Source organism: Massilibacillus massiliensis (assembly GCF_900086705.1).
In the GTDB taxonomy this organism is placed as follows: domain Bacteria; phylum Bacillota; class Negativicutes; order FLKF01; family FLKF01; genus Massilibacillus; species Massilibacillus massiliensis.
Window position 1 is genome coordinate 3,183,014 of record NZ_LT575483.1, and the last position, 25,876, is coordinate 3,208,889.

The 25,876-nt window shown below is 39.1% G+C and carries 20 protein-coding genes; 19 read left to right on the forward strand and 1 reads right to left on the reverse strand.

Annotated features, from left to right (window positions below):
• Positions 1–37 precede the first annotated feature (37 nt).
• Positions 38–1,606, reverse strand: a complete 1,569-nt coding sequence (locus tag BN6559_RS15230; RefSeq protein ID WP_110955521.1) for a ClC family H(+)/Cl(-) exchange transporter — start codon at positions 1,604–1,606, stop codon at positions 38–40.
• Between the two features lie 521 nt (positions 1,607–2,127).
• On the opposite strand from BN6559_RS15230, the gene BN6559_RS15235 reads away from it, so the two are divergent.
• The 19 genes from BN6559_RS15235 to BN6559_RS15325 all read left to right on the forward strand — a co-directional run bounded on the left by BN6559_RS15235 (position 2,128) and on the right by BN6559_RS15325 (position 25,598).
• Positions 2,128–2,898 (forward strand): IclR family transcriptional regulator, encoded by a 771-nt coding sequence (locus BN6559_RS15235; RefSeq protein WP_110955522.1) that lies wholly within the window; start codon positions 2,128–2,130, stop codon positions 2,896–2,898.
• A gap of 255 nt (positions 2,899–3,153) precedes the next feature.
• A complete protein-coding gene (ilvD, locus tag BN6559_RS15240) occupies positions 3,154–4,881 on the forward strand; it encodes a dihydroxy-acid dehydratase (RefSeq protein WP_110955523.1) in 1,728 nt (575 codons plus the stop codon).
• A gap of 83 nt (positions 4,882–4,964) precedes the next feature.
• On the forward strand, positions 4,965–5,861 hold the full coding sequence (locus BN6559_RS15245; RefSeq protein WP_110955524.1) for a dihydrodipicolinate synthase family protein: 897 nt from the start codon (positions 4,965–4,967) through the stop codon (positions 5,859–5,861).
• 544 nt (positions 5,862–6,405) lie between these two features.
• Positions 6,406–8,220, forward strand: coding sequence for a DUF342 domain-containing protein (locus tag BN6559_RS15250; protein ID WP_199884057.1), 1,815 nt, complete (start codon positions 6,406–6,408; stop codon positions 8,218–8,220).
• Between the two features lie 228 nt (positions 8,221–8,448).
• A complete protein-coding gene (locus BN6559_RS15255) occupies positions 8,449–9,732 on the forward strand; it encodes a homocysteine synthase (RefSeq protein ID WP_110955526.1) in 1,284 nt (427 codons plus the stop codon).
• A gap of 159 nt (positions 9,733–9,891) precedes the next feature.
• Entirely contained in the window at positions 9,892–10,275 is a 384-nt protein-coding gene (locus BN6559_RS15260) for a NifB/NifX family molybdenum-iron cluster-binding protein (protein ID WP_110955527.1), read from the forward strand.
• A 1-nt stretch (position 10,276) separates the two neighbouring features.
• Positions 10,277–11,146 (forward strand): radical SAM protein, encoded by an 870-nt coding sequence (locus BN6559_RS15265; protein ID WP_110955528.1) that lies wholly within the window; start codon positions 10,277–10,279, stop codon positions 11,144–11,146.
• Between the two features lie 48 nt (positions 11,147–11,194).
• On the forward strand, positions 11,195–12,727 hold the full coding sequence (locus BN6559_RS15270) for a nitrogenase component 1 (protein WP_110955529.1): 1,533 nt from the start codon (positions 11,195–11,197) through the stop codon (positions 12,725–12,727).
• A gap of 13 nt (positions 12,728–12,740) precedes the next feature.
• Positions 12,741–14,105 carry a nitrogenase component 1 gene (locus BN6559_RS15275; protein ID WP_110955530.1) on the forward strand — a complete coding sequence of 455 codons (1,365 nt, stop codon included), beginning with the start codon at positions 12,741–12,743 and terminating at the stop codon, positions 14,103–14,105.
• A 68-nt stretch (positions 14,106–14,173) separates the two neighbouring features.
• Positions 14,174–15,241, forward strand: coding sequence for an ABC transporter substrate-binding protein (locus BN6559_RS15280; protein WP_110955531.1), 1,068 nt, complete (start codon positions 14,174–14,176; stop codon positions 15,239–15,241).
• A gap of 33 nt (positions 15,242–15,274) precedes the next feature.
• The gene (locus tag BN6559_RS15285; RefSeq protein WP_110955532.1) at positions 15,275–16,075 is read left to right on the forward strand and encodes an ABC transporter ATP-binding protein; all 801 of its coding nucleotides are present in this window, start codon (positions 15,275–15,277) and stop codon (positions 16,073–16,075) included.
• Positions 16,072–17,016, forward strand: a complete 945-nt coding sequence (locus tag BN6559_RS15290; RefSeq protein WP_110955533.1) for an ABC transporter permease — start codon at positions 16,072–16,074, stop codon at positions 17,014–17,016. Before BN6559_RS15285 ends, BN6559_RS15290 begins: the two co-directional genes overlap by 4 nt.
• Positions 17,017–17,052: 36 nt before the next feature.
• Complete coding sequence (locus BN6559_RS15295) at positions 17,053–18,522, forward strand: nitrogenase component 1 (protein ID WP_110955534.1); 1,470 nt, start codon at positions 17,053–17,055, stop codon at positions 18,520–18,522.
• Positions 18,523–18,604: 82 nt separating this feature from the next.
• Positions 18,605–19,876, forward strand: coding sequence for a nitrogenase component 1 (locus tag BN6559_RS15300; protein WP_234407941.1), 1,272 nt, complete (start codon positions 18,605–18,607; stop codon positions 19,874–19,876).
• Positions 19,877–19,894: 18 nt separating this feature from the next.
• A complete protein-coding gene (locus BN6559_RS15305) occupies positions 19,895–20,275 on the forward strand; it encodes a NifB/NifX family molybdenum-iron cluster-binding protein (protein ID WP_110955535.1) in 381 nt (126 codons plus the stop codon).
• Positions 20,276–20,296: 21 nt separating this feature from the next.
• On the forward strand, positions 20,297–21,136 hold the full coding sequence (nifH, locus tag BN6559_RS15310; RefSeq protein WP_199884226.1) for a nitrogenase iron protein: 840 nt from the start codon (positions 20,297–20,299) through the stop codon (positions 21,134–21,136).
• 21 nt (positions 21,137–21,157) lie between these two features.
• Positions 21,158–22,498, forward strand: coding sequence for a nitrogenase component 1 (locus BN6559_RS15315; protein WP_110955537.1), 1,341 nt, complete (start codon positions 21,158–21,160; stop codon positions 22,496–22,498).
• Positions 22,499–22,511: 13 nt separating this feature from the next.
• Positions 22,512–24,017 carry a nitrogenase component 1 gene (locus tag BN6559_RS15320; RefSeq protein WP_110955538.1) on the forward strand — a complete coding sequence of 502 codons (1,506 nt, stop codon included), beginning with the start codon at positions 22,512–22,514 and terminating at the stop codon, positions 24,015–24,017.
• A 360-nt stretch (positions 24,018–24,377) separates the two neighbouring features.
• Positions 24,378–25,598, forward strand: a complete 1,221-nt coding sequence (locus BN6559_RS15325; protein WP_110953917.1) for an IS110 family RNA-guided transposase — start codon at positions 24,378–24,380, stop codon at positions 25,596–25,598.
• Positions 25,599–25,876: the final 278 nt, after the last annotated feature.

Genomic DNA, 25,876 nt, shown 5'->3' on the forward strand with positions numbered 1-25,876 from the left:
TTTGAAAAAGGAAGATTTTTGTGTCTTTTCGTTTACCTCAATTAGGAGGTGTATCAGCTAGTGTATGAAGTTGTTGTGCTTGTTCAGGAGCTCCCAATATATAAAGGTAGTCACCGATCATTAGCTTTGTATTTCCTTTTGGTATGATTTCAAGATCTCCTCGTTTAATGCTAATCAATAAGCTATTAGGCGGCCAAATAATATTTTTTATTTGTTTTCCATTTAATGCAGAGTTTATACCAACGACTACTTCAATTATAATTTTGTCATTCGTAGAGAGCGGGGCCGCTATCTTTCCCTGTTTTAGTAAAGACCGCTCTAGAAGTTGTTCATAAATAGGCTTGACTTTTGCTATATCGGTTACGAGATAGGCCGCCATAGATACGATGATTAAGGGGAACATATGCTGGAAAGATCCGGTCATCTCCATAATTAAAATGCTTCCAGTAATTGGGGATTTTACGATCGCTGAGAAGTATGCAGCCATAGAAAATACGATAATTGTCGTGTTATAGTATGAGTCAAGTTGTCCGAGAAAATTCAAACTGTGGCTGAATACGCTACCACCCAAGGCACCGATCACCAGCATGGGCAAAAATATACCTCCAGGCACTCCACTACCAAAACTAAGCATAGTAAAAAAGAATTTTGCAGTGAACAAGATGATAAGAAATATGAAAGAAAAGGAGTTTTCGGCCAGTTCATCCACCAAATGGTTGCCACCGCCCAATACTTCGGGGAGAAGAAAACCTAGTATGCCTGCGAACATTAGTGGCAAAGCTATTTTAAAAGTGTTAGAAAACGGGATGTGATCGTAACAGGATAATGAAAATATCAGACAGCGATTGAATCCGATCCCTAATATCCCCATAAGTAACCCTAGTAGGAGAACAATCCAATAATTTTCTGTAGGCAGGACTGGTAATCCGACGAAATTAAATACCGGATTGTAGCCAAAAAAGTGTTGTGAAACCATTACTGCGGTTAATGCGGCAGCAACTGCCGACATCAAAACAGCAGGTGAAAAGTTTTTGTGAAGCTCTTCTAAAGAAAAAATAACACCTGCCAAAGGTGCATTGAAAGCGGCAGCTAAACCTGCGCTGGCGCCGCTGGTTAGAAGATAGTTTTCTTCTAATTTGGATCTGCCGAATTGACGGCTGATTCCTTGGCCTACAGCGGCTCCTAGTTGGACTGACGGACCTTCACGCCCCAAAGACAAACCTGCACCGATTGCTAAAACACCACTTATAAATTTAGTGATCAATACACTAAGCCATCGCATTTTCATTAAACCTAAGATAATGCCTTTTACCTGGGGAATACCACTACCGGATGACATTGGTTCCAGTTTAATAAACCGATGTAATACATATGCGATTAAAAATAGAGCGAAAAACCAAAGAACTGAATAAATCCATAAATCTGTTTGAAGATGCTGATATAAAATGGTGCGTAGTATTTCTGCTTGTTCAAGAGCGTAACGGAAGGCAACGATGACAAATCCAACAAAGAAACCAATAAGAATGCCTTCACCAAATAATTTTAGCCTAAAATCACGCCAGTGTGTTAATGCGTAGTAGGCTTGACTTAATTTTTGTTTATGCATGAGATAATTCTCCTCGTTTAGATAGATAAATATAAATTGTTACTGCTTTATGTACTTCATATCAGAAGAATGCAATAGAAACGCAAGGAGGAATGCGAATAAATTGACAAACCCCTATTTATTCTAGAAACAAATAAAAGCTTTGTCAACAAGGCGGAAGTTGACAGTAAATTTGTTTCAATATAGAAAGTGAAAGCAAGCGATTCTGCATGAAATAAATGCATGAATGGTATATTCACTTTGGATCGACTCTATATTTTTCATCGTGTTCGCTATAGGTTTAATAGAAAAGGCATAGAATTGCTATTTCAAATTCTGTAATGTATAATTTTTTGTAAGAAATTTTATTTATTTGAGATTTAGTTTAAAAATTAAATACGTTAAAATCGGACGGTTATTTAAAGATTCTTCTCAATTAGTTCTTAACAAGTAATAGAAACTCGTAAAGTTAAAAGGGAATGCAAGGACGATGGATAAACATTCACTGTTCTATGTATGTTTCTGAATAAGCTGGAGGTAGTATGACGGAGAAAAAAAACATAAATGTAAAATCTGCATCGCGTGTACTGGATGTTCTTGAATATATCGTAAATTCACCAAAGGCACCAACTTTTCGTATGATTCGAGATGCGCTCGATATACCAAAAAGTTCACTTTCTTATCTTTTACAAGATTTAATTACACGCAATTATATTAATAGTGATTTAGAAAGCAAAGTGTATTATCCAGGGCTTAAATTGCTGCAGTTAGGAGCTGCCAGTATAAACAATACGGATATATCTAGAGAAATTGCTTTGGCAACAAAAAAATTAAGTGATGATTTAAAAGCAACCGCGCATGCTGCGATTTTAGATGGCAGGTTCGTAGTGTATATTGCAAAGGCGCAAAGTACAACTGATTTGAGTTTAGTTACAAATATAGGGTATCGGATTCCTGCACATGCCACTGCTGTCGGTAAAGTGTTATTATCAGGTTTAACTTCGGAAGATTTAGAAATGCGTTTCAAAGATCGTACATTGGAACGTTATACAGAAAAAACAATTGTATCTTTTTCGGTCTTAAAGGAAAATTTATTGACGATTACGAAGAATGGATATGCCATTGACAACCAGGAAGTGATTCCGGGCGGGATATGCGTAGCTGCACCAATTTATGATAAAGGCAGTCGAATTATTGCATCGATCAGTGCAACGTTCCCTTTAACACGATTGAACGATACATTCCGTGACGAGGCCATACAGGCTGTCTGTGCCATGGCTAGGTATGTTTCGATTCGATTAGGAAATGTTTAAATAAAATATGCAGATCTGAATGAAAGGTACTAGAAAAATTTTTAAAATTACGATATACTAAAAACAACTAATACAATGAACTAAGTTCACATACAAGAACAAAATAAGAATATGTTAAAAAGTTTGAAAATAATGAATAATGCGAACTTTGTTTCTTTAAAATGTTATGCGAGGTGAGTAGGGATTTATCCAGACAGAAGGTAAGAATGCTACAGTGTTAGGATGCTTTTATAATCTATGTAAGGAGTGATACACATGGTAGCTATGATTCCGAAGTGTACAGAAGCAAGAAAAATTTGGGCGCAGAGTGACTCGTTAAAAATGGGCATGGACTGGGATGAAGAAGACATTGATAAACCGCAAATATTGATTGATGATGTATTTGGTGAAAGTCATCCTGGCAGTTATCATTTAGATTCTCTTACCAATCAAGCTGTAATTGGAGTATATGAAAAAGGTGGACGTCCGGCAACTTTTCATGTCACAGATATTTGTGATGGATGGGCGCAGGGAACGAGCGGAATGAACTATGTGCTGGCATCTCGGGGCGTTATTGCAGATATGGTTGAAATCCATGCTTCTTGTATTCCCTGGGATGGACTCGTTCTAATTTCATCTTGCGATAAAGCAATTCCTGCGCATTTAATGGCAGCAGCGAGGCTGGATTTGCCGACAATTTTTATTCCTGGCGGCAGTATGCGCCCAGCTCCGGATATGGGCACATCCGGAAAAGCAGGTGAAGTTTCACTCAGAGAAAAACAACATACAATCAGCTCACAAGAAGTCATGCATTATAAAAAAACGGGCTGTCCTTCTTGCGGAGCATGCCAGTTCATGGGTACCGCCAGTACGATGCAGTGTATAGCAGAAGCGCTTGGTTTGGCATTGCCAACCTCAGCACTGATTCCGGCAACGATGCGGGACATTTTGGCATTGTCAAGAAAAGCGGGCCGTCAAATTACTACCTTGATTGAACGGCAGCTCACTGTTCGAAAGATTCTTACGCCAGCTGCTTTTAAGAATGCGATTGTTGTGCATGCCGCAATTGGTGGTTCTACGAATGCATTTCTGCATTTGCCGGCAATTGCCCATGAGATGGAATATGCGTTGGATATTCGAATGTTTGATGAAATCAATCGAATTGTTCCTCATATTTGTAATATCAATCCAAGCGGCAGGTATCCGACAGAAACATTGTGGTTTGCTGGCGGAATTCCTATGGTGCAATGGATCTTAAAAGATTATTTAGATCTGGATGTCATGACTGTTACCGGCAAAACATTAGGAGAAAATTTAAGTGATTTGCAGCGAGATGGTTTTTTTGAAAGGGTGGAAGGTTATTTGCGGAACTATCAATTAAAACGCGAAGATATTATTCATCCGATTCGTGAAACCAGCACGTATGGAACTGTTGCAATATTGAAAGGTAATCTAGCGCCAGAAGGTGCGGTTATTAAATATTCAGCAGTTCCGGAAAAAATGAAACAACATATTGGACCTGCGAAAGTATTTAATTCGGAAGAAGCTTGTAATCAAGCAGTGGTAGAAAAGAAAATTGAACCGGGTATGGTGATGTTTATTCGATATGAAGGTCCTCGTGGATCGGGGATGCCCGAGATGTTTATGACGACAGAAGCAATTATGGCAGATCCGAATATAAACGCATCTACTGTTTTAATCACTGACGGACGGTTTTCTGGAGCGACAAGAGGGCCTTGCGTTGGGCATGTATCGCCGGAAGCTGCCGTAGGTGGCCCTATCGCATTTGTAGAGGATGGCGATTTAATTGAGCTTGATCTTGAAAACCGCCGCTTAGAGATTATCGGGATCGCAGGTGAAAAATGCACAGCAGAAAAAGTGGCAGAAGTTTTAGCGATGAGGAAAGCGCGCTGGGTAAAACCAAAAGGCGAAAAACGCCATGGAATTTTAAAGAGGTATACGGAGCATGCTGCCTCCGGAATGCGTGGCGGGTATTTGGAATAATGTTTTTGATTCACGTAGTTTTGTTCTACTGGGTCTAAAAAGAATCATCTGATTATAAGATAAGTAAAAAGGAGAGAATGCTTATGCTTAAAGGTGTGATTACCCCTGTCATTACTGTTTTGGATCAACAAGGAAAATTGGACTTTGAAGGAAATAAACTTGTGATTCATCGATTGATTGATCAAGGCGTGAATGGTCTTTTATTTTTAGGCAGTATTGGAGAATTTTTTGCTTTCACAATGGATGAAAAAAAAGAATTTATTCGTTTTGTCGTACAAACAGTAGATAAAAGAGTTCCCGTATTAATTGGAACGGGCGGTACGATACAAGAAGATGTTATTGCTCTGACACATTTTGCGGAAACGGCAGGAGCTGATGGTGTTGTAGTAATATCACCATATTATTTTAAATTGGATAGTGATACATTATATCGTTATTATGCCAACTTAGCGCGGAGTACGACCATGCCAATTATGATTTATAATTTCCCTGATAGAACAGCAGTCAACCTTGAGCCTCAGCTGGTATTAAAATTAGCGAAAGAATTTAACCATATCGTAGCAATTAAAGATACGGTGGATACGATTAGTCATACGCGTAATTTAATTCATCTAGTAAAAGATGCACGTCCGGAATTTGCTATTTTATCAGGATATGATGAATACTTGATTCCAAATCTCATGGCGGGAGGAGATGGCGTAATTGGTGGCATGAGTAATGTAGTACCGGATGTTTTTTCAGGAATTTTAAAGGCATATAAGAATCAAGATTTTAAGGCGGTCACCACGGCACAGAAAAAAATATCGATGCTGATGCATTTATATGATATTTCACAGCCATTTGTTGCTGCTATTAAAGGGGCTGTTGCTGCACAAGGGGTAGGAATTGGTGCCTATGTGCGGGAACCGTCGGGAGATTTAACGGAAGATCAAAAAGTACAAATTTCTGTATTATTGGAGAAAGTAAAGAAAATTGAGTAAATAAGCTGGGCTGTCATTATTTTATCTATACAGCAAAGATAGAGTTCGTAAACAAACCATTGCGGTATTGAACTATTTAGACGCATAGACATCAGACTCGCAAGCTATTTAAAAACCGACTTGTTAAAAACTGTTTCCTGTATATGTAAACAGTTTTTTAACTTAAGTCGGTTTTCTATTTTATACGACATCGTTTAAAAAATTCAGATTAGAAATGCGCTTAACAGATGGATTTTATTGGATAAAAATTATAGGACTTTTTTCTCAATAGAGGAATATTGTTCCTGTGCAGCGAATAAAATTATGAGTTAAATTGACAAAAAAACAATAAATAATTAGTAAATATATGAAAAAATACTATTTTATTTTAGTCGATTTATATCAAAATATTAATTTTTAAGTCGTGTGAAAAAAAGCATAAAGTCCTATTAATAAAAAGTGAATTTATTACGAGGAAACAATAGTTATATAATTCTTAGTTTTTTTACATTTATATGGAAGTGTTTGTAAAAATATATGACAAATGAATATGAGGCGGTATTTTATGGATAAAATAAATTCTCCAGCTAAGGATGGTAGATATGAAATTGCTGTAACGGATACAGAAGTTTTTCTTAGTGTTTGGCCACCTGCGAATGGTGGAAATCCAGTATCGAAAACAAACATTATAAAGGAACTAAATGATAGAAATTTAGTTGACTTTGACAGAATGTTTGTTTTTCAAGTGATAAAGGAAGCACTTGGAACGCCTACACTCATTATGAATTCTTTGCCTAAAAAAGATGGCAGATATGAAATTACAATGACCGATACCGAAGTTTTTTTAACAGTTTGGTCTCCGCGAAACGGTGGAAAATCGGTAACAAAAAAACAAATTATAGAAGATTTAACCGATAAACAACTCAATGATTTTGATGAAAATTTTATTTATTCTATTATAAAAGAAGCAACAGGACAACCTTCATTTATTATTAATTTGAAAACAAAGATACCGGAAGCTACCATACGGGTCAGAGTGAGCAGCAATAGACTCGAAGCAATGGTGGATATATCGGTGCCGGCGGCAGCTCCCGCTGTTACTGTTACACAGCTAATTGAGCATTTGAAAAATGCAGGTGTAGTATATGGAATAGATAAAGTGGTATTGGAGACGTTATCTAAATCAAGGCTAGCCAAAAATATTGTTTGTGCACAAGGCATTCCGCCACGTGAAGGCGACACAGCATATTTAAAATATCATGTTGATGTAGAGTGTCAGGGGCGCCCGGAAGAGCAAGAAGATGGCCGTGTTGATTTTAAAGAAACCAATACATTCCTTTGCGTAGAAAAAGGTGCTTTGCTCGTTGAGAAAATTCCTGCAACCATAGGTGTATCTGGGATTGATGTATTTGGCAAGGAAATTTTGCCGAAGGCAGGTAAAGATGTAGCAATGCCATTAGGGAAAAACGTAGTTTGTCTGGATAATTTGAAGCTTTATGCTGCAATTGACGGACATTTGCATGTTTTCTTGAAAAAGCGTATTAATGTAATCCCTGTGATTGTCATTGAAGGTGATGTGGATTTTAACACAGGTAATATAGATTTTAAAGGCAGTGTCACGGTAAAAGGTTCGATACAACCAGATTTTAGTGTGAAAGCGGGCGGAAATGTTGAAGTTTGCGGCAGTATTTGTGGCGGTACAGTAGAAGCGAATAATATTATTGTTCGAAATGGCATTCAGGGAATGAACCGAGGCGTAGTGAAAGCACGTGAACGGCTTGTTGCAAATTTTATTAATAATGCGACCGTATATTCTGATGCAGATATTGTTGTAGAGGATTTCATTATGAATAGCAACGTATTTGCTGGAAGCAGAGTGATTTTAGAAGGTGGGCGCGGCTTAATAAGAGGTGGGAGAATATCAGCGGGTGAACTTATTCGTGCTGTAACAGTTGGAAATAGATCAGGTATTATTACAGAGCTTGAAGTTTCCGTGAATCCTTTCTTAAAGGACGAGTTAGTTGCTTTACGTGAAAGCGTAGGTACAGATGTAAAGTTATATGAAAAATTAAAATTATCTTTGGACTATGCGCGAAGATTAGGTGTAGAAAAACTTGCCGGTGTAAAGTTGGAGCGTTATAAAAAAGAAGAAGAAGAATTTAATAACTTACCTGAACGTATCGAAGAAAATAAACAGCGTATCGTGGATATTGAAGGACTTTTAAATTCAAAAAAACCAGGGCGAGTCCGCATTGCAGAGTCTATTTATCCAGGAACAAGGATCGCAATAGGAACTGTGAATAAGGTGCTCAAAGATGAAATGAAGTATGTTTCTTTTTATGCACAAGCGGGTGAAATTAAATTTAATACATTGCATTAAATTTAATTTGATGCGATACATTGCGACACAGTTAGAATATGGGGTTTGCAGGCTGGTAAATCGCCGAGAAATCGAGTAAATTTTTCTTGACAACGTAAAAAATATATGATAATTTTATAACCATATTATATAGGCTGATCAGATAACTGAAGGCAAAGATGACTCAAAAGAGTTTTCTTTGCCTTTTTTGTTTTATAAATTTTAAGCAAAGTTAAAGGAGTAATCAAAATGGGCGAAAAAAAATTCAGCTTTGAAACTTTACAAGTACATGCAGGGCAAGAACCTGACCCTACAACAGGTTCCAGAGCAGTTCCTATTTATCAGACGACTTCATATGTATTCCATAATGCCGATCATGCTGCAAATTTATTTCAGTTAAAAGAGCCTGGCAATGTATATTCTAGAATTATGAATCCGACTACGGATGTTTTAGAGAAAAGAGTAGCAGAATTGGAGGGCGGTGTCGGGGCCTTAGCAACAGCATCTGGTTCATCCGCTATTTTATATGCGATTCTTAATATAGCAAATGCAGGCGATGAAATTGTAGCAGCGAGTACACTTTATGGCGGAACGTATGAATTATTTACTGTTACGTTGAAGAAGATTGGGATTAAGGTTATTTTAGTAAATCCAGATGACCCGGAAAACTTTAGAAAAGCAATTACCAATAAGACAAAAGCTTTGTATGGTGAAACAATTGGAAATCCGCGTATTAATGTACTGGATATTGAAGCAGTTGCAAAAATCGCACATGAGAATAAGATTCCGCTGATTCTTGATAATACATTTGCTTCTCCATATCTTCTCCGTCCATTTGCCTATGGGGCAGATATTGTTGTTCATTCGGCAACAAAATTTATTGGCGGACATGGCACAACTTTAGGAGGAATTATTGTTGACTCCGGTAAATTTGACTGGATTGGAAGCGGTAAATTTCCTGATTTTACAACACCGGATAAAAGTTACGGGGGATTGAGATATGCACAGGATTTGGGAGAATTGGCTTATATATTAAAAGCGCGTGTGCAGTTACTCAGAAATACCGGTGCAACCTTAAGTCCGAACAGTGCTTTTTTACTCTTACAAGGTCTTGAGACTTTGTCATTGCGCATGGAACGTCATATTGAAAATACCAGAAAAGTTGTAGCGTATTTAAAAGCGCATCCAAAAGTTTCTTGGGTAAGCTACCCTGAATTAGAGGGGAGTCCATATCATAACTTAGCAGAAAAATATTTGCCTAAAGGTGCAGGTTCTATTTTTACTTTTGGTATTAAAGGCGGTTTAGAGGCAGGCAAAGCGTTTATTAATCATGTCGAATTATTCTCCTTGCTCGCAAATGTTGGAGATGCAAAATCTTTGGTGATTCATCCATCTAGCACAACGCATGCTGAATTAGATGAAGCTGCGCAAAGTGCGGCTGGTATTACGCCGGATCTAATTCGTTTATCGATCGGCATTGAAGGCGTGGATGATCTGATTGATGATTTAGAGCAAGCTTTGGCTAAAGTATAAACAGATGTGGAGCAAAGATATTTGATATAATAACAGATTCAATTAAATTTCATATTTCTTGTAGTTGGTGATTAGAAGATAAAACTAAAGCCAACCAAATTTAGTAACGCAGCAGCGTGATAAATTTGGTTGGCTTTTTATTTTGAGGGAGTGATAGCTGTGTCATACAATATCGCAATTTCTTCGACGGATGGGAAATTTGTAAATCAGCATTTTGGGCATACCGAGAAATTTATCATCGTGGAAGTTGAGCAAAATCAGCATTACCAGTTTTTAAAAGAAAGAAAAGTAAAGGCACCTTGTAGTTTTGGTGAACACGAGGAGAATACTTTGGAAAATGCAGTGCGTGCATTAGCGGATTGTAAGTATGTGCTCTGTGCGCAAATTGGCAATGGGGCAAGAGAGATGCTGGAGAAAAACAAAATTCAGGTGTTTGCCATTGCGGCATTTATTCATGAGGCGCTTGCGCAAATTATGCTGCATGATGAAAAACAACAATTGCTTGATTATGATGCTGTGCGTACTTCGAAGGGGGGAGTTTAAAATGGAACGAGATGAAAAAATCAAAAACTTGCATCCTTGCTTTGGGGCAGCAAAGCCAAACAAAGGAAGAATACATTTACCTGTATCGCCCGGGTGTAATATTGCTTGTAATTTCTGTGATCGGCGAATGAATGATTACGAAGATCGGCCAGGTGTTGCTTCGGTGATATTAAAACCTGAGGAAGCCGTGGATGCAGTAGAACGGGCATTGGCACTTTGTCCGGAAATTACAGTTGCGGGAATTGCCGGACCGGGAGATACACTGGCAACAGATTCTGCACTCCAAACCTTTGATTTACTAGGAAAGCGGTTTCCGCAATTGTTAAAATGCATGAGTACAAATGGTTTGCTATTAAATGAGCGAGCACAGGAAATTGTAGATGTTGGAGTAGATTCATTGACGGTAACGGTTAATGCGGTAGATGCGTCTATACAAGCAAGAATTATTTCAGATATTCTGTATCATGGCAAACGTTATGAAGGTGAGGAAGCCGCAGCTATTTTAATTGAAAATCAGCTTGCAGGAATAAAAAAAATTGCGGAGGCCGGTATTACGATTAAGGTAAATACAGTACTGATCAATGAAATTAACCGCTTCCATATCAGAGAAATTGCTCGAGTGGTTCGTTCCTATGGTGCAAAACTATATAATATTATTCCTTTGATTCCACAGCATAAATTTCGAGATTGTATTGCACCGGCATGTAAGGACATTGATGGTGCAAGGTATGAGGCAGAAAAATACATTGAAGTATTTCGGCATTGTCAGCGTTGTCGTGCTGATGCAGTTGGCATACCGGGACAAAAAGATTTTGGTGATCAAATTTATTTAAAAAGATTGCAGGTAAAAGATACTTTTTCACATGGATGAATTTACGATAGAAGTTCAGCTGAATTTGAATAAGAGGGAGCGCATGAAATGGCAAAAAGAATCAATCTGGAGTTAACAGAAGTAGAAAGCCGTGAACATCGTCTTGGAACGATTATTGGATGGGAAGGCAAAGCTTCCGACTTGCATAAGCAATCTTCTTATGAAGCAAGAAGCCGCAGTTGTAAAGGAAATCGTGGCGGTTGCAGGCTTTGCGAAGTGAAAGGGCCGTTTACGCAAGGATCTGTCTGTAGTGAGCAAATGGTTGAATGTCAGGCTGGAAATGTAAGAGATGCAGTTTTGATTCAACATGCTCCAATTGGCTGCGGTGCAGGGCAAGTCCCATATAACTCTATTTATCGGAATGGTTTGGCGATGCGAAATCATAAAGTGGAAAATATTCGTATTATCAACACCAATCTCTTAGAAAGTGATATGGTATTTGGCGCACTTGATAAATTGAAACAGTCGATTGACGATGCTTGGGAAAGATATCAGCCTGCCGCTATTTTCTTGGGCACATCCTGCGCAACGGGGATTATTGGGGAAGATATGGAAAGTGTTGCTCGGGAAAAAGAGATTGCATTAGGAATACCTGTTATCCCGATGGCGTGTGAGGGATTTCGCTCGAAACATTGGAGTACGGGATTTGATGCGACACAACATGGTATTTTAAGGCAGATCGTTAAAAAAGATCCTGAAAAACAAGAGGACTTAGTGAATGTAATTAATTTATGGGGATCGGATGTGTTCTCGCCAATGCTAGCGCAGCTGAATCTACGTGTAAATTATGTGATAGATTTGGCCTCCGTAGCGGATTTGGAGCAATTGTCTGCAGCTGCCGCAACGGTTGGTTTTTGTTATACACTTTCTTCTTATATGGCGGCTGCACTCGAACAAGAATTTGGTGTTCCGGAAGTCAAAGCACCTATGCCATATGGATTTGCCGGTACGGATGCGTGGCTGCGAGAAATTGCCAAAGTCACGCATCGAGAAGAGCTAGCAGAAAAATTTATTGCTGCAGAACATAAACGCGTACAACCTAGAATTGATGAACTGAAAGAAAAACTCAAAGGCATAAAAGGCTATGTTGCTACCGGTTCTGCATATGCACATGGATTAATTCAAGTGCTAAGAGAATTAGGGGTGGAAGTCAATGGATCATTGGTATTTCACCATGATCCTGTATATGACAGCGGTGATCCGAGGGAAGATTCCTTAGGTCATTTAATTGAACATTATGGGGATGTGCAGTCGTTTAATGTAAGCAATCGGCAGCAATATCAATTTTATGGATTTTTACAAGAAGTGAAACCGGACTTTATTTTGATTCGTCATAATGGTTTAGCACCGCTGGCATCCAGACTTGGCATCCCTGCGGCACCTTTGGGGGATGAACATATCGCAGTCGGCTATGACGGTATGATTCATTTAGGTGAAGCGATTTTAGATGTACTTGCGCATAAAAAATTTCATGAAGATATTAAAGCGCATATTAAGTTGCCTTATAAAAAGTGGTGGCTTGAGCAAAAAGATCCTTACATTTTGGCTAAGCAGCCAGAATTAATTGATGGAGAAAGATAGGAGGGTGGCTAACATGACAATACCAAAAGATTCAAATGGGCAGACAAATTCTATTAATCAAGTTCGTTATGGTTGTGCGCTTGGGGCTCTACACAGTGTCGTTGCGATTCCAGGGGCAATGCCAATTGCCCACTGCGGGCCTGGTTGTGTAGATAAGCAATATTCGAGTCTTGCTTTTTATAATGGGTTTCAAGGCGGCGGTTATGCTGGTGGTGCAGTCACGCCAAGTTCCAATCTTGGCGAAAATGAAGTCATATTTGGCGGTGAAAAGCGATTAGAAAATTTAATTAAAGCGAGTCTGAAAATTATGGAGGCGGAATTGTTTGTTGTATTAAATGGCTGCATTGGTGAAATTGTAGGCGATGATGTGAGTGAGGTGGTCAGTCAATTTCAAGCCGATGATGTTCCAATTGTATATGCTGAAACCGGCGGATTTAAGGGCAGTAATTTTATTGGGCACGAAATTATTGTTGAAGCAATTATTGAGCAATATGTTGATAAATATGCGCTGCATAAAGATAAAAAAGAAAAAGGACTCATCAATGTATGGAGTGAGCTTCCATTTCAAAATACATTTTGGCGTGGTGATCTGATTGAGCTGAAGAGAATTTTAGAAGGTGCGGGGTTTCGTGTCAATATTTTATTTGGCCATAGCTCCGGTGGTGTTAAGGAATGGAAAACAATCCCGAATGCACAATTTAATTTAGTAGTTTCTCCTTGGCTGGGGTTAAAAACGGCAAAATATTTAGAAGAAAAATATCAACAACCGTATTTACATATTCCTGTTTTACCAATTGGCGCAAAACAAACCGCTGAGTTTATTCGAGAAGTTGTAATATTTGCAGGGCTTGATGACGTACGTGCCGCTCAGTTTATTCAACAGGAAGAGAAAACATATTATGATTACTTGGAACATTTTACTGATTTTTATGCCGAATATTGGTGGGGGCTTCCTGCAACTTATGCAGTAGTGGGTGATAGTGCATATAATCTGGCCTTAAATAAATTTTTAGTCAATCAGCTGGGGCTAATTCCTAAAAAACAAATTATTACCGATAATGCACCGCAAAAATATCGTGAAGAAATTGCCCGGCAATATGAAAAAATTGCCAGTGACGTATCTACTACGGTCGATTTTGTTGAAGATGGCTATATTGTTGGAGAGATTCTCCGTAAAACTGATTTTGGACATAAGCCACCGATTATTTTCGGGACGACTTGGGAAAGAGATACGGCAAGAGATTTAAAAGGGCATATTGTAGAAGTTGGTTTTCCGGCGTCTTATGAAGTGGTGATGAATAGAAGTTATATCGGGTATTATGGTGCATTAACATTAATTGAAAAAATATTTACAACAGCAATTAGTAAAAGCGCGTAAGAAAGTCATACCTTGCAATAAAAATGACGACAAATACGCGTTAAATAAGTAAGCAGGAGAGAGCGCATATGAAAAAAATGAATAAATGGTGTGTTTTTTTATTAGTTTCCGTTGCAAGTCTTTTACTTATAACGGGGTGTGGCTCAAATGTAACAACAGGGAATAAAGAATTGAAGAAGATTGAAATTGCCGCAGGTAATAATTCAGTTGCACATGTATTGGCATTTTTGCCAAAAGCGGCAGGTTTTTATGAAGAGGAAGGCTTGGACGTAAATATTAATATTTCTAATAATAATGCGGATTCTTTTAGTGCACTTACCTCAGGAAAAGTGCTGGCGGCAGGAGGTGGATCAACAGCACCGCTGAACTTGATTGAAGATGGCAATGATCTCATGTTAATTGGCGGACTGATGACAGAAGGTGCAGCTTTATTTACCTTACCTGAGAGAGTCGATGAGTGGAAAAACATTACGCCCGAAGGAATTAAGGGCAAAAAAATCGGGGTGACGAGAGCGCAGAGTGGGGACATTGCTTTTAGGGCAGCACTGGCTAAGCAAGGCATTGACTTAAAAACGGTAGAATTTGTCGAGCTTGGATCTTGTCCGACCATTATTGAAGCGATAAAAAAAGGCATGATCGATGCGGGGATCGTGTTTATGACTTTTCGTGAAACTGCAGAAGAACAAGGTTTGAAAGTGGCGAAGCACATTGATGACGTTGCGCCAGGTTTTATCTGCTGCCGTTTGACAACAACGAAAAAGATGTTGTCAGATCATAGGACAGATTTTGTGAAATTGATGAGGGCGCAGATTAAAGCGTATCGGTTATATAAAACAGATCCAGAAAAAACACTTGACTATGCTAAGAAATTCGTTGAAATTGATGAAAAAATATTGCGCAGTCAATTGTATGAATATGGACATTTAGGGCTCAATCCAAATCCGGCAAAAAGTAAAATTGAAGATTTTTATAAAGGGATGAAATTGATTGGCTATGTGGAAGGTAAAAAAAATATAGATGACTATATTGATACTTCGCTCTTTGAAGAAGCCTTGAATTCTTTGTTAAAGGAAGAACCAGACGATGCAACCTTTTTGGAGTTAAAAAAGGATTTTGAAGAAACGCAAAAGTCGTAAATCAATAGATTGATAGTTTAGGCGGGGTGGGGCATGAGTAAGATTCAATTAAACCATGTGTCATTGGAGTATCGGGATAATGGCAACGTATTCCATGCATTGGAGGATCTGGATTTTTCAGTCGAAGCAGGTGAGTTTGTCAGCGTGATAGGTTCAAGTGGGTGCGGAAAAAGTACAACGCTTAGTGTGTTGGCAGGCTTGAAAAATCCCACCAGAGGAACGTTGCTTATTGATGGTAAAAAATCTGTCGGGACAGGAAAAAATCGAGGTGTTGTGTTTCAACATTATTCCTTATTTCCTTGGATGACATCGAAAAAAAACGTAAGTTTTGGTATACAGCAAGCGCAAAATGAATTAGGCAGACACGAAATTGAACAGATTGCAAATAAATATCTGAAAAGAGTAGGACTGGAGGGGGTTGAAAATAAGTATCCTTATCAGTTGTCAGGTGGTATGCAGCAAAGGGTTGCGATTGCAAGAACGTTGGCGATGCAGCCAGAAATTCTTTTGATGGATGAACCATTTGGGGCTGTCGATGCAAAAAATAAAATTGTTTTGCAGGAGCTTTTATTAGAACTGCTGCAAAAGGATGAGGAGAAGAAGACGATTATATTTGTTACGCATGATGTTGACGAAGCAATTCTTCTATCTGACAGAGTGCTGTTTATGAACAATAAAAAAATTATGGAAGAGATTCTGATTCCGTTTAGCCGCCCGAGGCAAAGGGAGAATATTTTTAATACAGCAGAATATAGCGAACTTAGAAAAAAAATTATGGGACTTTTTTATCAAGTGGTGAAAGAGAATATCGGCGGTGACGAGGTGATCATATGAGATCGTTGTTTCAAGCGCCTCAATTTACAAAGTTTGTACAGTTTAGATCAGGCGTTTCTCCAATCACTCGTTTGGCACCGCATGTTTTATTTTTTATTGTTGTAAGTTTAATTTTTATGCCTTCGATTCCAGAAATAAAAAATAAATGGGTTCTGTTTGGTGTGGTCATGGTGATTGAAATCGTACTTTTCATAAAGCATAAATCAAAAGCGGCGCATGACATTGTATTCTTTATATTTGCTTTTCTTGCTTTCTGGGAGTTCAGTACGACCAAGATACCAAATTCAAATCTTATGTTATATCCTGTGCCGGAAAATGTATTTGCTATTTATTTTTCCGATTGGCGAAAAATTATTACGGGCATCGGGAGTTCCATGTATTTATTGCTGACCGGTTTTTTATCGGCGTTGTTTTTAGGCGTTGTATTCGGCATGATTGCAGGATGGTTTAACAGAATACGTGAAGCAGTATTTCCTGTAGCAAAAGTAATCAGTCCAATTCCACCCATTATTTATACACCTTATGCTGTTGCACTGCTGCCTAGCTTTCAGCTGGCATCCATATTTGTTATTTTCAGCAGTATTTTTTGGTCTGTATTTATTAGCATGATTTTAAGTGTTTCTAGTATCGATAAAAAAATATTAGAATCGGCAAAAACATTAAATGTTAAATCGACAACCATGCTATGGGATATCTTGTTTCCTTATTGCCTGCCGCAAGTATTGAAAGGCTTGCCGATTTGTATAGCCAATGCTTTTATGGTATTGACAGCAGCCGAAATGATTGGTGCTACTTCCGGACTTGGGTGGTTTGTCAAATACTATTCGGATTTTTCGGATTATACAAGAGTTGTTGCAGGTATTATCTTAATCGGATTTGTTGTATCCATGATAAATTTATGTATTGCATCTATTGAAAAGAAGATCATTCGTTGGAAGTAAGAAAGAGAAATTTCGAACTAAAGGAGCGCTGCGTATATGGGAATATTCAAGGAATCAACAGAAGTCGAGGTCAGAGAGAGACGATTGCATTCAACACTTTCCTATCAAGGGGATGCCTATGATTTACATGAAAAATCTAAGCGAAAAGAACTTGGCTGTAAAGTTAGATATTATGGTCAATGCGGTGACTGTGCGGAGGGCTGTGCAGAAACCATTACGTATCATGTAATTGGTTCCGCAGTCGTGAGTCATGCACCGGTTGGCTGTAGTGTGAATGTTTCCAACCATCATATCTTAGGGCGCGCCGTATCTAGTGCACGTGGGCTTCCAATGCATAAAGTGCATATGATCAGCAGTAATATTCAGGAGAAAGATACTGTATATGGTGCGGCAGAAAAGTTGAAAACGGCAATTTATGAAGCAGATAAACGATTTAAACCAAAACTGATTTTTATTCAAGCATCTTGTGCATCCGGTATTATCGGTGAAGATCTAGAAAGTATTGCAAGTGAAACCGAAGAGGAATTAGGGTATCCTATTGTTCCCGTGTATTGTGAAGGCTTTAAATCAAAAATATGGTCGACGGGGTTTGATGCGGCATTTCATGGAATTTTGCGACGCATGATAAAAGAGCCGAAGCAAAAGCAAAAGGATCTTGTGAATATCTTCAATTTTGAAGGCTCGGATTTATTTATTCCATTCTTAAAAAAGCTAAATTTACGGGTGAATTATCTTATTCCGCTGGCAACGATCGAACAAATTGAGACACTTACAGAGGCCGCATGTACAGCACATATTTGTGAAACGCTGGCCACCTATATTGCTTCGGCGTTAGAAGAAAAATACGGTATTCCGGAAGTAAAGGTACCGCCTCCTTTTGGAATAGATTGGACGGATGAATGGCTGAGAGAAATTGCTAGATTTACCGATAGGGAGGCTTTGGCGGAGCAAGTCATTAAAGCAGAACACGCTAAAATAGCACCTGAACTCAAAGAACTTAGAGAAAAGCTGAAAGGCAAAAAAGTGTATGTCCTTTCAGGTGATTCTTTCGCACATAATATTGCCAATATTGCAAAGGATTTGGGGCTCGCACTTGCAGGGGTCAATACACTGCATCATGATTTGCATACCGATAATCCGCTACAGGCAAATACGCTGGAAGCGTTGATTCAGAGTAATGGCAATATAGAAAATTTCACTGTCTGCAACAAGCAGCCCTATCAAATGATTAAAATCTTAAAGAGGATTCAACCGGATTTGCTTATCGTACGGCATATGAATCTGACATCACTTGGTACAAAATTGGGGATTCCGACCTTATTCGAAGGCGATGCCAATTATAGTATCGGTTATGATGGTGTCGTGAAAATGGGACGGAGATTTTACGAAGCACTGCAAACAAAAAAATTAGTTGAAACGATTGCAGCGCATACGAAACTTCCTTATTCTGATTGGTGGCTGAGTCAGGAAGATCCATTTTATTTTGAAAGAGGAGAGAAATTGTGAGTACAATTATTGAACAACCGAGGTATGCCTGCGCATTAGCGGCGCAGCAAACTGTTTTGGCAATTCCAAATGCGATCCAATCATTCATGCTGGGCCCGGCTGTTCCTCCAAGGCTTTTGGATTTGCGGCTTTTGGGGCGGGCTTTCAGGGGGAAGGTTACGCGGGAGGCTCGCATGTTTCTTGCACCAATTCCAGTGAACAAGAAGTTGTTTTTGGAGGAGAAAACAGGCTTCATGATACGATTGAAGGTGCGCTGCAGATTTTAAAGGGTGATTTATTCGTTGTGTTAACTGGCTGTACTTCGGATATTGTTGGCGATGATTCTATTGCTGTAGCAAGAGAATTTGCCAAAGAAGGATATCCTGTCGTAGGCGTAGAGACAGCGGGATTTAAAGGCAATTCTTATTATGGGCATGAGGTTGTAGTAAATGCAATTATAGAGCAACTGATCGGCGATGTCTCGCCGCAGGTAGAAGAGAACCTTGTGAATGTATTTTCGGTAGTGCCTTATCAAGATCCTTATTGGCGAGGCGATTTGGAAGAAATCAAAAATTTGTTAGAAAAAATAGGTCTGAAGGTTAATATTTTGTTTGGCGAATCTTCAGCGGGGATTGATGAATGGCTGCAAATTCCGCATGCGAGGTTTAATTTGCTTCTTTCTCCGTGGGTTGGATTAAGTACGGTAAAGTTATTGGAGCAAAAATATAATACCCCGTTTTTGCATTATCCTGTATTTCCTGTTGGCGCACAGGAGTCGAGTCGTTTTTTGCGGGAAGTGGCGTCATTTGCTTCACTTGAAAAAAAGAAAGTGGAACTTGTCATTGAACGGGAAGAGAAACGCTTCTATGAGTACTTTATTTCAATTTCTGACTTTATTTCTGAATATAGAAATAATCTGCCAGTTGAGCTTTATACGGTTGCTGACAGCACATATGCGATTGGCGTAAGTAGTTTTCTTGTGAATGAACTTGGTTTTATTCCTAAAGGAATTTATGTGATTGATGATCCTGCGGAATCTATGCAGCCAATGTTGCAGAGTTTTATTTTTTCACGCAGTGATATGTTTAAAAATACATTTAAAATTGAGGCGGATGGTGGACTCATAGAAGCCGATATTCGTCAAAGGTTAGGGGGCTCCAGAAAAGCGATCATACTTGGCAGCTCATGGGAAAAATTCTTAGCAGAAGAGACGAATAATTTGTATTGTTATTTGAGTTTGCCATTAAATGAAACGGTAATTTTAAATCGTTCCTATGCGGGATATACGGGTGGGTTACGCTTAATTGAAGATCTTTATTCCAGCTTATTTAAGCGAAAAACAACGACCTCAAGAACGCAGTTATTTACAAATTAATTGTTAGGAGATTTTTCTATGACTTATAGAATTGCAGTTACTTCATCGGATGGAGAAGCGATTGACCAGCATTTTGGGCAAGCTGAGCAATTTACAATCATTGAAATTGATGAACAAAAGAATGCTTGGAAAAAAATCGACACAAGAAGTGCCACGGTCGATAAAAATATTCTCGTTCTATGTGCTTCCTCTTGCAGCGGGCATAAGCATAATTCGATTGAAGAATCGGTCAATCTGCTTGCGGATTGTACGTATCTTTTAACTGGTAAAATAGGAAAACATCCGTATGCTGCATTAAAAAGGGCAGGCATTACACCGCTGGAAGTATCGTTTGATCTCCCCGCGGCAATTGAAAAACTCAATCAATATCATAAAAATTTGATAAGAAAAGGAAGATGAAAATCTATGGCAGAACATAAATTGAGACAAATTGCAATTTACGGTAAAGGTGGTATCGGTAAATCTACGACGACACAGAATCTAACAGCTGGTTTAAGTGAATTAGGTAAGCATATTATGGTTGTAGGTTGTGATCCCAAAGCCGATTCGACAAGGCTTCTTTTAGGGGGATTGGCACAAAAGACTGTGCTTGATACCCTCCGTGAGCAAGGTGAAGATGTTGAATTAGATAAAATTATGAAACCAGGTTATAAAGGAACGAAATGTGTGGAATCCGGCGGGCCGGAACCTGGTGTAGGCTGTGCTGGACGAGGCATTATTACCTCAATTGGTTTGCTCGAACGATTAGGTGCCTATACGGATGAGCTGGATTATGTATTTTACGATGTACTTGGTGATGTGGTCTGCGGAGGTTTTGCAATGCCGATTCGTGAAGGCAAAGCAAAAGAAATTTACATTGTTGCGAGTGGCGAAATGATGGCATTATATGCAGCAAATAACATTGCCAAAGGCATTCAAAAGTATGCCAAAAAGGGTGGGGTGCGCTTAGGCGGCATTATTTGCAACAGCCGTAATGTGGATCGTGAGATTGACTTGCTAAAAGCATTTTCACAAGAACTTGGTACGCAGCTTATTTATTTCGTGCCGCGTGATAATATTGTGCAGCGTGCAGAAATCAGAAGAAAAACAGTCATAGAATATCAGCCGGAATCTCAGCAAGCCGATGAATATCGAGAACTTGCTAAAAAAATAGAAGAGAATGACTCTTTTGTGATTCCAAAACCAATGACCCAAGAGAGACTTGAAGAAATTCTCGAAGAATATGGGCTTATGGATTTGGTTGACGATTATCATATATAAAGCAGCTAGGAGGGCGCACAAATGAGCAAATATGTAGATCGGCCGAGATTTGGCTGTGCTTTAGCGGGAGCACTGGGCGTACTTCGCGCAATTCCGCGTGCAATTCCAATCGTGCATGCTTCCACGGGATGTGCTTACAATGTGTACAACGGAACAAATGCAGGGGCTGCTTATTTAGGTGGTGGATATTGCGGAGCAACCTCAATTCCCAGCAGTAACGTATTAGAAAAAGAAATTGTATTTGGCGGCGAGCAGCGCCTGCAGGAACAGATTGAGACAACACTTGAAATCATGGATGGTGATTTATATGTCGTTGTCACTGGGTGTATGGTGGAAATGGTAGGCGATGATGCAGAGTCGGTGGTCAAAGAATTTGCTGACGATTTGCATCCGGTAATTGCTGTGTCAACGGCAAGTTTTAAAGGGAATTCTTATTATGGTTATGATGTATTGTTAGAGGGATTGGTCAAGCAGTACGTGATAGAACAGAAGGGAAAAGATCCGAAAAAAGTAAATATTCTTGGCATCGTTCCTGGGCAGGATGTTTTATGGAAAGGAAATTTAAAAGAGATCAAACGTGTACTGCAACTGATCGGTATTAAAGCAAATACGTTTTTTGGTGAAGGCGAGACGTTAAATGAAATCCGAAATTCTGCCGACGCGAGCCTAAATATTATTCTTTCAGATGTATATGGTGCATTAACTGCGGAGGCTTATGCACAAATTCATCATATTCCGGCGGTTAGAACTGCTTTACCGGTAGGTTATTTGCAAACTGAAAAATTTTTGCGTAAGATAGGTCAATATTTTAAAATTGATGAAAGTGTAATAGAAAGAGCACTGGAATTTGAAAAAGATACGTATTTTGATTATGTGGAAAGAATCGCCGATATTTATAATGACGTGGATTTTCAACGTTATGGTATCGTTGTATCTGATGCGAATTATGCACCAGCGGTCAGTGAATTTATTTCAGATGAACTTGGCTGGGTACCACAGCTTACTGTAATTACAGATTTTTTGACTGAGCAACAGAAAGATAAGCTGAAAAATAGATTTGAAAATTATGAATCGGGCTTAAAGCCAAATGTTAAATTCGATACGGATGCTTCGTCAGTGCGCCGTTATGTAAGAGAAAATTGGGAACCTGACAGCAATCAAAGATATTATGATGCATTAGATCCGGGCATCATTTTGGGCAGTGTATTTGAAAAAGAACTTTCTGCTGAATTCAAGTATCCGCTTGTTACAATATCTTTTCCAATTACGAACAGGGTCATTATGAATAGAGCTTATGCAGGATTTAACGGCGGAATTACGTTAATGGAAGATATATTTACTACGTTGGTAGCGGGAAGATAGGGGGCGAATTACAATGGCAGGAGAAATTGAAAATGCGGCACCGGCACGTGAAGAACGTTTAAAGGCAGGCATTGCATTTTGTGGTACATGTGCACAGCTTAAGAATACGCTGAATCAAGAAGGCGGCGGTTGTTTGCATGCGGCAAATCGCAGTTTTTCACAAACCTATGGATGCCAATTTACGCTAAGCCTTGGTATCTTAAATACAATTCGAAATGCTGTTATTATTATGCATGGTCCAATTGGCTGCGGGTTTTGCTCTACGGCAAATATTGGTATGGGAAAAGCGTATAAACAGCTTAGAGATCCTTCGGCGAACGGTTTGATATGGTTGAGTTCAAACCTTGATGAAACAGATGTAATCAGCGGCGGCGAAGAAAAATTAAAAGAAACCATTCTTTATGCGGATCAAGAGTTTCGCCCAGAGACGATCATTGTAGCAAGTTCCTGTGTGCCGGCTTTAATTGGCGATGATGTGGACAGCATCCTGCAGGAATTACAAACGGAGGTCACGGCGGAACTTGTACCCGTCATTTGTGAGGGTTTTAAAACAAAGTTGATGGCAACAGCCTATGACGCTGTGTATAATGGGATTTTGAAAAAACTCACCAGATATCCGGAGCGAGAAACATATCTGACAGAAACGGATCTTGAAAAACAAGCAAGAGAATATAAACTAAAAAGAACCGTGAATGTCTTTAATGTGGGGTCGATGAGCCGCGCAGATGAACTGGAAATTCAGCGGTTGTTGACAGCACTTGAACTGAATGTTAATTTTCTTCCCTGCTATGCAGCACCAGAAGATTTTTCCTATGCGCTTGAAGTGGCTCTGAATGTGAGTATTTGTGGCACCCATGATGATTATTATTTACAGTATATTTATGAAAACTTTCATATTCCTTATATGATTGACACGATTCCGATTGGCCGTAAAAATACAGATCGTTGGCTTTTAAAAATTGCTGCACATTTCGGCATTGAAAAAGAAGCACAGTCTCTCATACGAAAAGAAAATGAATTGTTGGATGACAGCCTTGTGCCTTTTAGAGAGAATTTACGCGGAAAACGTGTTTTGATCAGCGGTGGTGAAGTCAGAATTTTAGCTACAGCTGAGGTTGTGCAGGATTTAGAGATGAAACTTGTCGGCTTAAAAGGACATCATATTGATCAATTTGCAAAACCTATATTCGAGGCTTTAGACGATATTGATGATGTGCATATTAATATTGCTACGCAGCATCCGTTTGAACAAGCGAACCTTGTAAGGCGATTAAACCCGGATGTCATGATCATTCATACAGGCAGTGGAAATGTCACCGCCAAATATGGTCTGCCGGTTTTTCCGCTATATGGATCGAGCTATAATTATATTGGATATTCGGGTACGTATGAAATAGCAAGACGGTTGAATAGAATCATGAAAAACAGTCAATTTAACAAGAATTTAAAGAAATATAGAGCACTCCCTTATAAACAAGAATGGTATGAAAAAGAACCTTTTACGTATATTAAGTATTAAACTGAATGAGGTTGATCAAAAATGGAAAGCATGCAGTTTGCTTTCCATTTTTGATATATATCTAATGCAGATATCGCATTAAGCGCTTACTTATAAAATTCTTAGTGTAAGGTGTCCTTTTGGCATCGCCCCAAAATAAGATGCAACGCAAGCGGTAGCATCACCATGAACGAAAACAATGATGTATAATTAAAGTATGGCATAAGGTCGATTCTTTTTGAGTCAAGAACTCGACCCCAAAATTGATATGATTTCCTGCTTGCACCACATATTGTCCAGCCCCTTCGGGCGAAAGGACGTGTAGTAAAGTAATAACTTACAGGAAGTCACGCCATATTTTATCTACAAGGGGATGGTATTGTGGACATAACTTATGAGCGTTGTTGTGGGATTGATGTACACAAAAAGATGATAGTTGCCTGTCTAATCTGTGGTGGAAAGCAGCAACTTCGTCAGTTTGGTACAACGACAAAAGAACTGAGAGATTTATCAGCTTGGTTAGTTGACGCCGGTTGTCAAATGATTGCCATGGAAAGTACCGCTTCCTACTGGAAACCATTGTACAATATCTTTGAGCTTTCCGATCTCAATGCCATGGTAGTAAATGCCCAGCACATGAAAGCTTTGCCTGGTCGTAAGACCGACGTCAAAGATGCAGAATGGATTGCCGATCTTCTTCGACATGGGTTACTAAAAGCAAGCTATATTCCAGACCGTGAACAACGGGAACTACGGGAAATCTCTCGCTATCGCAAGAGCTTGATTGATGAGCGAAGCCGAGAGCTGAACCGATTGCAGAAAATGCTAGAAGGAGCCAATGTGAAACTATCCAGTGTAGTAAGTGCCATCAACGGCAAGAGTTCCAGGCGACTTTTGGAAAGCATTGTCCAAGATAAAAAGCTTGATGAAGACGAGATTTTAAGGCTGCTTCATCCTAGTATGCACGCTAAACTCAATGAAATCATGGCTTGCGTTGATGGAATTATTTCGCCCTTGCAACGCAGATTGCTTCGTAATGTCTTGGATCATATTGACGATATGACAAAACGTATCGAAGATATGGACAAACTAATCAAAGACTACTTGAACAAATATGAAGAAGCCATCGCAGCCATAGATGAAATACCGGGTGTTGGGAGAATCAGTGCAGAAACAATCTTAGCGGAAATCGGATTAAATATGAATCGGTTTCCAACCGAAAGACATATTAGTTCTTGGGCTGGTGTGGCGCCAGGTAACCATGAGAGTGCAGGGAAACGAAAGAGTGGAAAAACTACGCATGGAAATACAACATTAAAAGCTATGTTAGTACAATGTGCTAAGGCTGCGCAAAAGACGAAGGGAAGCTTTTTTTCAGCTCAATATCAACGGATTGCAGCGCGAAGAGGAAAAAGCAGAGCCGCCGTAGCTGTGGCTCATTCCATACTAATCGCTATTTACTACATACTAAAAGCAAAAGTTCCTTATCGAGAGTTAGGTTCGGAATATTACAATCAATTTAACCGAGAGAAGAAAATACAATCCTATTTGAAGAAATTAGCGGCTTTGGGTTGGGAGCGCCCCACCACAGCTACAACCTGATTGTCTATATACGATATTTTTTGTCCTGAATTATAGGGCTTGTCTTTGTGCGTCCTTTTTCTAGGATATAGAAGAGGTTTTCATAGTAAAGAAACAAAAGGTCTAGGCCGCAAACCTCCAAAATACTTGAAAAAAGATCAACTTACTAAAATCCTTAACTCGCTTCGCTCAAACAAACGGATTTCTTAACGTAAGCTGATCTTTTTTCATCCTTCGGAACGTATTTTTCCGGAAAAGGCCAGGGACGAAAAGAATGGGAGTGCCGCATTTTTATGTGA